Source organism: Mycobacterium sp. 050272 (genome assembly GCF_039023525.1).
Classification (GTDB): Bacteria; Actinomycetota; Actinomycetes; order Mycobacteriales; family Mycobacteriaceae; genus Mycobacterium.
On sequence record NZ_JBCHKV010000001.1, the window covers coordinates 354,274 to 366,806 of the forward strand.

General features: G+C 67.9%; 14 protein-coding genes. 4 read left to right on the forward strand and 10 right to left on the reverse strand.

The genetic code is table 11. The features are described from left to right. Positions 1–28: 28 nt before the first annotated feature. From AAHS21_RS01750 to AAHS21_RS01790, 9 genes are all read right to left on the reverse strand, one after another. Positions 29–1,108, reverse strand: coding sequence for a lysophospholipid acyltransferase family protein (locus AAHS21_RS01750; RefSeq protein WP_342925997.1), 1,080 nt, complete (start codon positions 1,106–1,108; stop codon positions 29–31). Beyond that, positions 1,090–2,163 carry an SDR family oxidoreductase gene (locus AAHS21_RS01755; RefSeq protein ID WP_342926538.1) on the reverse strand — a complete coding sequence of 358 codons (1,074 nt, stop codon included), beginning with the start codon at positions 2,161–2,163 and terminating at the stop codon, positions 1,090–1,092. Before AAHS21_RS01755 ends, AAHS21_RS01750 begins: the two co-directional genes overlap by 19 nt. A gap of 138 nt (positions 2,164–2,301) precedes the next feature. After that, a complete protein-coding gene (locus AAHS21_RS01760) occupies positions 2,302–2,403 on the reverse strand; it encodes an AURKAIP1/COX24 domain-containing protein (RefSeq protein WP_003402602.1) in 102 nt (33 codons plus the stop codon). A 182-nt stretch (positions 2,404–2,585) separates the two neighbouring features. Then, the gene (locus AAHS21_RS01765) at positions 2,586–2,840 is read right to left on the reverse strand and encodes a cell division/environmental response transcriptional regulator (protein ID WP_036466538.1); all 255 of its coding nucleotides are present in this window, start codon (positions 2,838–2,840) and stop codon (positions 2,586–2,588) included. Between the two features lie 140 nt (positions 2,841–2,980). Beyond that, positions 2,981–3,859, reverse strand: coding sequence for a pyrroline-5-carboxylate reductase (gene proC, locus AAHS21_RS01770; protein ID WP_342925998.1), 879 nt, complete (start codon positions 3,857–3,859; stop codon positions 2,981–2,983). Positions 3,860–3,894: 35 nt separating this feature from the next. Continuing rightward, the gene (locus AAHS21_RS01775; RefSeq protein ID WP_342925999.1) at positions 3,895–4,719 is read right to left on the reverse strand and encodes a thioesterase family protein; all 825 of its coding nucleotides are present in this window, start codon (positions 4,717–4,719) and stop codon (positions 3,895–3,897) included. A gap of 25 nt (positions 4,720–4,744) precedes the next feature. Continuing rightward, positions 4,745–5,587, reverse strand: a complete 843-nt coding sequence (locus AAHS21_RS01780; protein WP_342926000.1) for a sugar phosphate isomerase/epimerase — start codon at positions 5,585–5,587, stop codon at positions 4,745–4,747. 15 nt (positions 5,588–5,602) lie between these two features. Then, on the reverse strand, positions 5,603–6,661 hold the full coding sequence (locus tag AAHS21_RS01785; RefSeq protein ID WP_342926001.1) for a hypothetical protein: 1,059 nt from the start codon (positions 6,659–6,661) through the stop codon (positions 5,603–5,605). Continuing rightward, positions 6,658–7,674, reverse strand: a complete 1,017-nt coding sequence (locus AAHS21_RS01790; protein WP_342926002.1) for a Ppx/GppA family phosphatase — start codon at positions 7,672–7,674, stop codon at positions 6,658–6,660. Before AAHS21_RS01790 ends, AAHS21_RS01785 begins: the two co-directional genes overlap by 4 nt. Positions 7,675–7,802: 128 nt before the next feature. On the opposite strand from AAHS21_RS01790, the gene AAHS21_RS01795 reads away from it, so the two are divergent. Beyond that, a complete protein-coding gene (locus AAHS21_RS01795) occupies positions 7,803–8,588 on the forward strand; it encodes a hypothetical protein (protein ID WP_096284494.1) in 786 nt (261 codons plus the stop codon). Between the two features lie 11 nt (positions 8,589–8,599). Here AAHS21_RS01795 and AAHS21_RS01800 read toward each other — a convergent pair whose 3' ends face one another. Next, entirely contained in the window at positions 8,600–9,319 is a 720-nt protein-coding gene (locus AAHS21_RS01800; RefSeq protein ID WP_342926003.1) for a FadR/GntR family transcriptional regulator, read from the reverse strand. A gap of 51 nt (positions 9,320–9,370) precedes the next feature. Here AAHS21_RS01800 and AAHS21_RS01805 point away from each other — a divergent pair, with 51 nt between their 5' ends. Genes AAHS21_RS01805 through AAHS21_RS01815 form a run of 3 tightly spaced genes read left to right on the forward strand, consistent with a single transcriptional unit; the run spans position 9,371 to position 12,512 of the window. Next, the gene (locus AAHS21_RS01805; protein WP_342926004.1) at positions 9,371–10,318 is read left to right on the forward strand and encodes a hypothetical protein; all 948 of its coding nucleotides are present in this window, start codon (positions 9,371–9,373) and stop codon (positions 10,316–10,318) included. After that, positions 10,315–10,644 carry a hypothetical protein gene (locus AAHS21_RS01810; protein ID WP_342926005.1) on the forward strand — a complete coding sequence of 110 codons (330 nt, stop codon included), beginning with the start codon at positions 10,315–10,317 and terminating at the stop codon, positions 10,642–10,644. The genes AAHS21_RS01805 and AAHS21_RS01810 overlap by 4 nt, the downstream gene beginning before the upstream one ends. Then, positions 10,641–12,512: a GMC family oxidoreductase gene (locus tag AAHS21_RS01815; protein WP_342926006.1), complete on the forward strand. Its 1,872-nt coding sequence runs from the start codon at positions 10,641–10,643 to the stop codon at positions 12,510–12,512. The genes AAHS21_RS01810 and AAHS21_RS01815 overlap by 4 nt, the downstream gene beginning before the upstream one ends. Positions 12,513–12,533: the final 21 nt, after the last annotated feature.

Below are 12,533 nucleotides of genomic sequence, written 5' to 3' on the forward strand. Positions count from 1 at the left end.
CCCGGGGCGTCTTCGTGTGTGCTCGACGCTAACCGAGAAAGACGTTGCGACGGCCGGCCAGCAAGCGGTACAGCGTCTGCTGGATGGTCTCGCGCACCTGATCAGTCAGCTCGAAGGTGACCATCGGGTCCTCGGCGTCGGACGCGGCGTAGTCGTTGGTGTAGATCGGCTCGCCGAACGCGATACGCCACTTCGACGGCAGCGGCACCAGGCCGGCCGGCCCGGCCAGCGGGAACAGCGGGGTGAGCGGGAAGTAGGGCAGGCCGAACAGGCGCGCCAGCAGCTTCACGTCGGTGAGCATCGGGTAGATCTCTTCGGATCCGATGATCGAGCACGGGATGATCGGCGCCTTGGTGCGCAACGCCGCCGTCACGAAGCCACCGCGACCGAATCTCTGCAGCCGATAGCGATCCTCGAAGCGCTTGCCCAGGCCCTTGTAGCCCTCCGGGAACACCGCGGTGAGCTCGCCCGCGGCCAGCAGCCGGTGCGCGTCCGTCGTGCAGGCCATGGTGTGACCCGCCTTGCGGGCGGCTTCGCCGACCAGAGGTAGGTCGAACACCATGTCGGCGGCCAGCAGCCGCATGTCCCGCTGCGCCGGATGCTCGTCGTGTACCGCTACCGACAACATCAGTCCGTCGAACGGCAGCACCCCGGCGTGATTGGCCACCAACAGTGCGGCGCCCTCGGTCGGCAGGTTCTCGATTCCGCTGACCTCGACGCGGAACCAGTTCTTGAAAAAGAATCTCAGCAAAGGCCGAACGATCGCGTTGTTGAAGTGCGGATCGAAGCCGAATTCGTCGACTGTGTAGTCGCCCGTCAGACGCTGCCGGAAAAATCCGGCAACCGAGGCGACCTGCTGCGCAAACTCGTTGAGCGGAGCCTCCGTTGACGAAGTCCCACCCCCGACGCGCCGGTGCTCGTCGATTTCGCGGACCACCGCGGCGATCTGTTCGGCAGATGTATGGCCGTGCGGATCGGACAGCAAGGAAGGATGCTGACGCGATGCTTCGGCTCTCCGGCGAGCTGCGACGCGACCCCGATTACTGTGCAGGGGAATGACATTCGCTCTGGTTTCACCCGCCACGATATCTACCTGACCCCACCCCATGGAATTGGATTTCGGCTTCCCCAGCGCTGCGCTAAGGCTATGGCGCGACCCTCCAAGGAGCGTACCCGATGTGGGTCGATTATGGGAGTCAGGCCGCGGCCACGAACGTAGTCGTCAAACGCCTCCGCGGTCGACCACTTCGGCTGGTAGCCGAGCTCGGTGCGCATCCTCGAGGTGTCCATGACCCGGCCGTAACTCAGGTAATTGAATTGTTCCCGATTGATCTCGGTATAGCGATTGGCTCGCCTCAGCGAATCCAGCGCCCACACACCGAAACCCGGCACCGGCAACGGAATCCGGCCCGCGCGCCGGATCGCCTGCGACAGCATGATGATGCCGTCGGCGCCGATGTTGAAGGTGCCGGCCTTGCCGGCCATCGCCGCACGCTCCAGCGCACCCAACGCGTCTTGCTCGTGTAGCAACTGCAATCGCGCGTCCCGGCCGAACATCGTCGGGACCACCGGACCGGCCAGATACCGGGACAGCGTGGTGTCCATCGCGGGGCCAATCATGTTGGCCAGCCGCAGAATCGTCACCGCGATATCTGGACGACGCCGCCCCAGTCCGCGCACGTATCCCTCGATGTCGAGGGAGTCCTTGGCGAATCCACTGCGCAGCGGGCGACGGCTACTGCTGTCCTCGGTGAACATCACCGGGTCGTGGGGGCTTGACCCGTATACCTCGGAGGTCGACTTCAGCACGACGCGCCGGACCGAGGGCGCTTTCTGGCAGGCCGCGAAAAGCTGCATCGCGCCCATCACGTTCAGTTCTTTGAGCGCCGCCGTGCCGCCGGAGCGTGGCGCGTATGACGCCGCTGCGGCATGTACCACCGTGTCGACGTCGCCGTTGCGAATCACCTTGGCTATGAAGGGATTACGAATATCGGCGCGGACGAACTCGGCCCGCCCCATCCGGCGCAGCATGTCCTTGCTCGGCGCAATCGCGTCCACCGCGATAACCCCTTGGATCAGTGGGTTCTGCGCCAGCCGGGCAATCAAGTAGCCGCCGAGAAACCGGCACGCACCGGTCACCAGCACCACCTTGGGGTAGTGCATCGTGTTATCCGCGTTGTCGCCGGTTCCGGCACCGCCTCCGCTCGACGAATCCACCCGAACAGCCTAGCGGCCGAGATGGCGCCGCGGCGCTATGGCCGCGCGGTGGTCGGCGAGTTCGTGAGTGCGGCGAAGCGGGGCTTACTTGCCAAGTTTTCTGCGCTGCACTCGCGTGCGGCGCAGCAGCTTGCGGTGCTTTTTCTTCGACATACGTTTGCGCCGCTTCTTGATTACTGAACCCATGAACTCCGCTATCTGACCTGTGACCGCTTCTTAAGGACTGCTGAAGTAATTGAAAACTTCGGGGTCACTTTACCCGGCGGGCCGCACCGAACACCAAACCGCCGGTCGCGCGGCCGCTTGAACGACCACGTCCCACGCGTCGGTCCCGATCCGCCCGCCGGCGTCTCGCGGCGGGGGTGGGCTCAGCCGGCGTCGAAGTAGGACGTCTCCAGCATGTCGTGCACCGCCTTGGCGTGCACGCGGAAGGACCGGCCCACTCGTACCGCCGGCAGCTCTCCGTTGTGCACCAAGCGGTAAACCGTCATCTTGGAGACCCGCATCAGGGCCGCCACCTCGGCGACGGTGAGAAATTGTGTCCTTGCCTGGCTATCGGCCGAAGCTGTGTCCCGCGGCTTACCTGCGGAATCTCGCGCCGATGGCCCGTTGGTAGACGTCATCGCAACCCAATCGTGTCAGGCCCGCGCAACGCCAGCGGCTTCCCCTCCGCTGGCACCCACACGGGCATACAGAAAGGAGAATAGCGGGACTAGTGGGGTTACTGGTACTGGTGGGGGACAATCAATTTGAAATCTTTAAATTATTCCGATGTAATTCTCAGCTGCTCAGAGCGCGTTTTTGCGGCCTGAACGGCCGCGTCGACGGCTGTGCGCAGCCCCCCTCGTTCGAGTTCTCGCAGCGCAGCGGCGGTCGTACCGCCAGGTGAGGTCACCATGGCCCGAAGTTGCGCGGCCGTGGCATCCGATTGCTTGCCCATTGCCTCGCTGTCGGCCGGCCCCGGCCCCTGATCCAGCCGCTCCAGCAGCAGCGCCGCCGACCCGGCCATCGTCTGTGCCGTCAGGTCTGTCGCCACGCCCCGGCTCAGACCCGCCGCGACGCCCGCGTCCACCAGCGCCTCGACCATCAGAAAGAAATACGCAGGCCCCGAGCCAGACAGTGCGGTCACCGCATCCATCTGGGATTCGGGCACGGTCAGCACGCCGCCGACGGCGTCGAACAGCGCCGACACCTCCTGGAGCTGCGGCGGGGTGACGAAACGGCCCTTGGCCAGCGCGGTCACCCCCGCGCCCACCACTGCGGCCGCATTCGGCATCGCCCGGACCACCGGCGTCCCGGCAGGCAATTTGGCCTCGAAGGAGGCGAGCGTGATCCCTGCCGCGACGGTGACGAAAACCTGCTCGGCGCTGTCGCCTTCGACCGCGGAAGCTGCTTTGCTCAGCTTCTCCATCACCGACTCGACGTCGGCGGGCTTCACCGCGACGACGATGAATGTCGCGCCGCTCACCGCATCGCCTACCGACGAGGTGACCAGTACCGAATACGTGTCGGCCAGGTACTTGGCGCGTTCCGGGACACGTTCGGCCACCACCAGGTCCTTGACCTTTCGCCCGGACCGAAGCAGACCCGACAGCAGGGCCTCGCCCATGCTGCCACCACCGATGATCGCGATTCTCGCCACGGAGAAAGCATCGCAGACGGCCGGGCTTCGACTGGCTACCGGGGCGCGGGCACCAACGCCAGTTGCCGGGACTGCACGACGAGCCGGCCCAGGCTGTCGACGACGATGTGGTCCTCGTCGAACCAGTCGTGCCCGATCTCCAGGCAGGTACAGATCACGCGCAGCCAGCCGTCGGCGGGCAGGGCGCGAAGGAAGGCGGTCAGCTGGATCGTGGGCGCCCATCCGGTGCGCTCCACGGCGAACGTCACCGGTGCGGACAGATCCCCACACATCAGCGCGAACAGGCCGTCAGGAGCGACACCGCGTGGCCGCGCCCACATCTGCAGCATCGGGGGCCGCCCGTCGGTGCTGGGCGCCAGCGTCGACAGCAGCGGCCGTACATCGCAGCCCTCGCCCAGGTGCACCAGGCCGGCCAGCGGGTGTCCGGGCCCGATCGGTTCGATGTCGTCGGGCGGTTCCGGCGCCATCAGGTCCAGGACCGGATTCGACGACAACAGCGGCGCGGTGTCGCCGCCGGGTTCGAAGTGCTCCGGCTCGCCGAGGTTGACCACCGCGTGGACGGCGGTGCGATCGCCCTGCGTGAGTTCGACGTCGACGACGCTGATCCGCCGGCCGCGCTTGCGGATCGACGTGATCAGCCGCATCGGCCCCGGATCGGGTGCCCACAGGAAGCTCGCCGACACCGCCACCGGTTCGTGCCCCGCCTCGGCGCAGGCCTGACGCGCGGCGTTGGCACACAACGCCAGCATCGCGCCGCCGTGCACCTTGGGACCGATGGTCCAGTGCTTGTTGAGCTCTCCCTCGAATACCCCCGGATCGACCTGCCGCAGCGTCATTGCGGTGGTGAATAGCGCGGTCATGGTCTCCTGAGGGGTCACTGCGCGGTCAGCGCATCAGATGCGTGCGGGCGAACTGCAGCGATTCGGCGAGCATGGCTTCGCGCTCGCTGGCCGAGCGGGCGCTGGACGTGGACACCTCGAGGATGGCGTGGCCGGCGAAATGGCCGGCCGCCAGCAGCTGGCACACCTCGGCGGTGGGTTGGGTGCCGCGCCCGGGCACCAGATGCTCGTCGGCGGGCAGGCCGCTGCCGTCGCACAGATGCAAATGCACCAACCCGGCGCCCATCCGCTCGGTCATTTCCAGCGCATCGGTGCCGGCGGTCGAGGTATGCGACAGGTCCAGCGTGTAGTGCGCGTGGTTGCCGTCCAGCGGGTCGTACGACGGCGAAAATGCCGAAATCGCCGGCCCCGGTCCGCCGCCGCGCCGGCGCATCCGCTCCCGTGACTGGTCGGTCCCGAAGAATCGGTCCGCCCGGAACGGGAACATGTTCTCCACCGCGACCATCACGTCGCTGGACGCTTCCAGGGCGATCACCTGTTCGCTGAACCCTTCGGCGTAGCGCCGCTGCCAGCGGAACGGCGGGTGCACGACGACGGTTTGCGCGCCGAGCTCCTCGGCGGCGCGCACGCTGCGTTCCAGCTTGGGAATCGGATTGGAGCCCCACACCCGCTGTGAGATCAGCAGGCAGGGCGCGTGGACCGAAAGGACCGGCACCTGATAGCGCTGCGACAGCTTCTTGACGGCGGCGATGTCCTGGCTGACCGACTCGCTCCACACCATCAGCTCGACGCCGTCGTAGCCCAGCCTGGCCGCGTACTCGAATGCGGCCTCGGCCCTCAATGGGTAGACCGAGGCCGTGGACAGGCCGACCTTGATTGCTGGGCGCACTGTTGCGGGTGACGCCTAGCCGGACTGCATCGATAGCGCCAGCGGTCCCAGGGTGATCAGCGCCCCGACTGCCACCGCGATCAGCGTGCTCGCGATGTCCTCGGTTTTGCGCACCACCCGCACTCCGGCCACCAGGCCGAGGATGACCAGCACCGACAGCACCAGGGCCACCAGGCTATTCCATCGCCACAGTTGGTCGAACGCGATGAAGAGCCCGGCGCCGAATGCGACGGCCAGCATCGACTGCAACACGATCAAGCTGCCGCGCCAGAGCGCCTCGAGTTTGCCGGGCGCCGAGTCCTTGGGTTTGTCCGCACGCGCGACGTCGACGCCGGCCTCGGCGGGCGCCTCCTGCGTGGTCGGCGAGTCCGCGTCGGCGCCCTCGCGCTGGTCGCTGCGCCGCCGGGCCACCTCGTCGGCGAGCGTCTGTCCGCCGAACAGCGTCGAATCCGACGTCTGCAGGTAGGAGCGCACGTAAGCGGAATCCTCGGTCGCGGGTTCAGCTTCGCGCACGTCGGAATCCATGACGTCCACCGGGATGTCGGCGTAATGGTCGACCGGGTCCGGGCTCATGTCCTCGGCGCCGGCGGGTGCCGCGGGCTTTCCGGCGGGCCCGGTCGGTTTCTCGGCCGGCGGTTCGGCCCCGGGTGTACCGGGACGGCGCGTGGGCCGGGGGTAGGCGCTGCGCTCGGGCCCCACCCGGGGCGGCTGCGGCGGCGACTTGGGCCACGGGGCCTCCGGCCGGGCCGCCGGCTTGGGCCGGTCCTCGGTGACCGGTTCGGCCACGACGGCTTGCGTGACGGGTTCTGGCGCCACTTCGACCCCGGCCTCGGGTTCGGCGACCTCGACGGCCCCATTGGCCTCGGCTGTTGTCTCGCCGTGCTCTTCGTCGTCACGGATGACGGGAATCTCGCCGGTCAGCTCGGCGACGGTGACCGTGTCGCTGTCGCCGCGCCGGCGGCGCCGTCGCCGGGTGACCGCCGGGGCGCCGATGGTCCCATTCCTGGCCAGCAGTTCGGCCACCGAGATGGGCCGAGTGCCGGGGCTCTCGGTCTCTGGGTGTGGTCCGGTCATGGTTTGTCGCCTCTCGATCGGTTGGCGTTCCGATCTACTGCCTGACCTCCAGCATTGCGCACCGAAGTCTCTACGAGGGCTGTTCCGTCGGCTTCGCTGTCGAGCTTGCGCAAGATGAGACCTTCCCGTAACGCCCACGGGCAGATATCCACTGTTTCGATCGACAGCGCTCGCATACTCGCCTCCGCCACCAAAGCGCCCGCCACGATCTGCGGCGCCCGCTCGGCGCTGACTCCTTCCAATTCCGCCCTGTCAGCGGTGGTCATCCTAGATATGAAAGATATGAGTTGCCTGAGGCCGTTGGCCGTCAGCGTCCGCTTGACCCGTGGTCCGGCGGCCGAGGGCGCCGCACCGGTGAGCCGGGCCAACGACCGGAACGTCTTCGACGTTGCCACCGCGAGGTCCGGGCCGCCAGCTTCGAGCACCGCGACGCTGGCGTCGGCCAGCTCGGCGTCCAGCCAATCGCGCAGCATCGCCACCCGGCGCCGCCCGGGCGGATCGTCGGGCAGCCACTCGCGGGTCAGCCGACCGGCACCCAGTGGCATCGACAAGGCGACTTCGGGTTCTTCGTCGACGCCACTGGACAGCTCCAGCGAGCCGCCGCCGATGTCGAGGTTGATGATCCGCCCGGCGCTCCATCCGTACCAGCGGCGCACCGCCAGGAAGGTCAGCCGCGACTCGTCCACCCCGGTCAACACCTGCAGCGCGACACCGGTCTCTTTGCGCACCCGGCTCAGCACGTCGTCGGAATTCTCGGCGTCGCGGACCGCGGAGGTGGCGAAGGCCATCAGCTCGGCGCAGCCGGAGCTGACGGCGATCTTGGCGAACTCGTCGATCGTGGAAATCAGTTTTTCGGCCCCCCGCTTGGTGATCTTTCCCGAGCTGTCGGTGGCCTCGGCCAAGCGCAAGGTGGCCTTCGTCGAACTCATCGGGGTGGGGTGCCCACCGCGGTGGGCGTCTACCACCAGCAGATGGACCGTATTGCTACCCACGTCGAGCACGCCTAATCGCACGAAAACAAACTAGCGGGGCAACGATGAGCGGTGGGTTGCGCCCCGCTGAGGAGAGCGGCAATTCACACCTGTGCCGGCTCGGGTGTCAGCGAAGCGAACAGCAGGAATATTGGTCTAACGTTGCATCCGTGGCGAATTCGCACCCCGAGCCCGGGCAAGAAGTGGAATTGGATTTTGCCCGTGAATGGGTGGAGTTCTTCGATCCGGACAATCCGGAGCATTTGATCGCGGCCGACCTGACCTGGTTGCTGTCGCGCTGGACGTGTGTGTTCGGTACCCCGGCCTGTCGCGGCACGGTCGAGGGACGCCCGGACGACGGGTGTTGCTCGCACGGCGCGTTCCTGTCCGACGACGACGACCGCGCAGGCCTGGACGACGCCGTCAAACAACTCACCGACGCCGACTGGCAATTTCGCGAAAAAGGTTTGGGCCGCAAGGGTTATCTCGAACTCGACGAGCACGACGGTCAACCGCAGCACCGCACCCGAAAATACAAGGGCGCGTGCATTTTCCTGAACCGCCCCGGCTTTCCCGGCGGCGTCGGCTGCGCGCTGCACAGCAAGGCCCTCAAGCTGGGCGTGCCGCCGCTGACGATGAAACCCGAGGTGTGCTGGCAGCTGCCGATCCGGCGCAGCCAGGAGTGGGTGACGCGTCCCGACGGCACCGAGATCCTGAAGACCTGGATCACCGAATACGATCGCCGCGGCTGGGGCTCTGGTGGTGCCGACTTGCACTGGTACTGCACCGGCGATCCGGCCGCGCACGTCGGTGCCAAGCAGGTGTGGGAAAGCCTCGCCGACGAGCTCACCGAGCTCCTCGGTTCCAAGGCCTATGCCGAATTGGCGGCAATGTGCAAGCGCCGCAGTCAATTAGGGCTCATCGCCATCCACCCGGCGACGCGAATCGCGGAGTAGCCCCCCGCCGTTCAGGTCGTCTGCGACCGGTACGCCGAGACCATGCGCAGCGCGCTGGCAAGCAGATACGCTTCGACAGCCGCGGCGGCCGCGGTGTCGTCGCGCGCCAGCACCGCCTCGGTGATCGCCCGCAAATCGGCTATCACCGGCTCAGGCTCGTCGTAGGCCGGGGTGAGCTCATGCTCGCGACCGCCGAAGGAGTGGTCGACCCAGCGATACAGCAACCCCAACGCACGGTTACGGGTGCCGTGGATGAGAACCCGGAAGAAGGCTAGGTCGGCCGCCTGGCGCGCTTCGGCGCTGTCGGCGTCACGCACGTCGGCCAGTGCGGCCCGCAACGCCTCGTCATCCTCGGGACCGCACCGTTGCGCGGCCAACCGCCCGATCAACGGGCCCAGTGCCGCGCGGATCTCGAGGAGCTCAACCAAAAACTCGGGACCCAACTTCCGTATCAACGCTTCGACCACAGCGGGGTGGGTGAGTTGCTGAGGATCCCGCACCACGTTGCCGCTGCCGTGCCGGGCCTCGATCAGGCCCATCTGCTGCAGCCGCGCCAGACCCTGTCGCAGCGACGTGCGGTTGACCCCGAGCTGCTCGGCCAGCTCCCGCTCCGGCGGCAGCACCGAGCCCGGCGGGAACGCGCCATCGAGGATCGCGTCGGCAATCGACGCGGTGATCTGTTCGTCCACCCGCTGGCGGTCGGGTGGCCGAAGCACATTTGACTGGTTCATTGGTTCAACCAATATAGTGGACGAAACCGATGATGTGGCGGAGGCGACGCGGTGGACGAGAAACTATTGGCCGCGGCTGCGCGCTGGCGGGGCAAGGCGGGCCGGCTGGAGGTCTGGTACGCCACCCTCTCGGACCCGTTGACCCGGGCCGGCCTGTGGATTCACTGCGAAACGGTTGCACCGAGCGACGCCCGCCCCGCGTACGCACACGGCTGGGTGACCTGGTTTCCGGCCGACGGCCCACCGCACACCGAGCGTTTCGGACCCGAGCCGGTCCAACCGGCGATCGGCGCCTGGTTCGACGCGGCCGGGGTGCGCGCGGCTCCCGAAGAACTGACCGGACGCGCCGGTGCCCTGGCCTGGGAACTGGCGTGGAAAGACGCCGGCGCGCCGCTGTGGACCTTCCCGAAGCCGGTGTGGGACCGCGAACTGCTGCCCGGGGCGCAAGTCGTTCTCGCCCCGACCGCCGACTTCACCGGCGCACTGACCGTGGGCGGAGTCACCCATCACGTCGACGGCTGGCGGGGCGGCGTCGCTCACATCTACGGACACGGCAACGCCAAGCGGTGGGGCTGGATCCACGCCGACCTCGGCAACGGCGACGTCCTGGAGGTCGTCACCGCGGTGTCACACAAACCAGGCTTGCGCAGGCTGGCGCCGATGGCGTTCGTTCGCTTCCGTATCGACGGAAAGGATTGGCCCGCAAGCGCATTGCCGTCACTGAGAATGCGCACCACCCTCGGCCTGCGGCACTGGCAGCTGGCCGGACGCATCGGCGGTCACCGCGTGCTCATCCGCGTCGACCAGCCGCCGGAGCGCTGCGTGAGCCTGGGTTATACCGATCCCGACGGCGGCACGGCGGTATGCACCAACACCGAACAGGCCGACGTCTATGTCGAGGTCGACGACCGCCGGTGGTCGGTGCTGGGCACCGGCCACGCCGAAGTCGGCCTGCGCGGCAGCCAGGCGCCCGCCCTCAACGAAAGGACCACGACATGAGCTTTCTGCTCGACCCGCCATTGCTGTTCGCCTCCGGAATTCTCATCGAGCGGCAACTGCCGCCGGATCGCCGCGATGCCGCCGAGGCCGCCACGCTGGGCGTTTTCTTCGGCGGATCGTTCGGCCTCTACCACAACGTGCCCGGACTGGGCGTGTTGTGGCGCCCCTTCCGTGCCCGCAATGGTCGCGATTTCATGTGGAACAGCGGGGTTTTCGGCGTCAAAACCGAGGAGGCGGGCTGGCCGCAGCACGCGGCGGCAGGGGCCATCTTCGCGACCTACCCGTTCTTCATCAAATTGGGCCGCCGGCTCGGGCGTTCGATATGAGCCGTCGGGCCGCACGGCGAACCGCGTTGGTCTCGTTCGGCACCGCGCTGCTGCCGCAGGAGCACGGTGGCCCGCCATCGGCTCAACTGGTCGAGCGCGTCGAGCGCTACCTCACGCAGCTGCCCGCGACGACACGGCTGGCGGTGCGGGCCGGACTGCTGTGCACGAGTGCGGCAAGCTACCTCACCACCGGTCGCTCGAATTCGCGTCTCAACGCCGACCAGCGTGCTCAAGTGCTGCGCCGGCTCGCCGCACTCGGCCCGGATACCGCCGTGGCCGTCGAGGCGATGAAGGCGATCGTGCTGCTTGCCAACGGCGCGGATACCTTTGCCCCAGAGCTACTTTCGCGCGCACAGGCGCTCGATACGGCGCGCCCCGATGGGTGCCTGACCGTTATCTCCTCGGCCGATAGCGGCTCCGTTGTGACCGCCGATGCGGTGATCGTCGGCTCCGGCGCCGGCGGCGCCATGGCGGCGCGCACCCTGGCTCGAGCCGGCCTCGACACCGTGGTACTCGAGGAGGGACGCCGTTGGACGGTTGAGGAGTTCCGCACCACCCATCCGATCGACCGATATGCCGGGTTGTATCGCGGCGCCGGCGCGACCGTCGCACTGGGACGCCCGTCCATAGTCCTGCCCCTGGGCCGAGCGGTCGGCGGCACCACCGTCGTGAACTCCGGAACGTGTTACCGGCCACCGCTTTCGGTGCAGCGGCGCTGGCGCGACGAGTTCGGGCTCGACCTGGCCGACCCGGACCGGCTGGCGCACCATCTCGACGATGTCGAGCGCACGCTGCAGGTCGCGCCGGTGCCCCTGCAGATCATGGGTCGCAACGGGCGCTTGTTGCTCGATGCCGCCGCGACGCTGGGATGGGATGCGGCACCGATCCCCCGCAACGCGCCGGGCTGCGAAGGTTGTTGCCAATGCGCGATTGGCTGCCCGCGCAACGCCAAGTTCGGTGTGCACCTCAACGCGCTGCCGCAAGCCTGCGCGGCGGGCGCGCGGATCATCTCGCAGGCGCGCGTCGAACGGATACTGCACCACAACGGCCGGGCCCGCGGTGTGCGGGCCCGACGTCCAGACGGCACCACGCTGGACATCCTCGCCGAGTCGGTGGTGGTTGCCGCCGGCGCCACCGAGACACCGGGATTGTTGCGGCGCAGTGGATTTGGCGCGCATCCGCGCCTCGGCCGAAATCTCGCGCTGCATCCGGCGACGATGCTCGCCGGGCGCTTCGCCGATGACGTGTACGCCTGGCACGGTGTGCTGCAGAGCGCGGCCGTGCACGAATTTCACCAGTCGGACGGCGTGTTGATCGAAGCAACCTCGACGCCGCCGGGTATGGGGTCGATGGTCTTCCCCGGCTACGGCGCCGAGCTGCTCGGCTGGCTCGACCGCGCAGCTCAAGTCGCGACGGTCGGCGCCATGGTCGCCGACCGCGGAGTCGGCTCGGTCTTCGCGGTGCGCGGCGAGACGGTGATGCGCTACAACATCTCTCGTGTCGACAGCGCCAAGCTGATGACCGCCGTCGAGGCGATGGGCCGGCTGTTGTTCGCGGCGGGTGCGGTCGAGGTGCTCACCGGCCTGCCGGGCGCACCGACGGTGACGTCGCTGCCCGCGTTGCAGGATGCGCTGAGCCGCAGCAATCCCAGAAGCCTGCACCTGGCCGCCTTCCATCCCACCGGCACCGCGGCAGCCGGCGCCAACGAACAGGTCTGCCCCGTCGACAACGCAGGACGGCTACGCGGCATCGACGGAGTGTGGGTTGCCGACGCGTCGATCCTGCCCAGTTGCCCCGAGGTGAACCCGCAGGTGTCGATCATGGCGCTGGCGCTGGCGGTCGCCGACGAGGTGGTCGCGGCCCGCTGATGCGGTGTGCCTCCTCGGAGT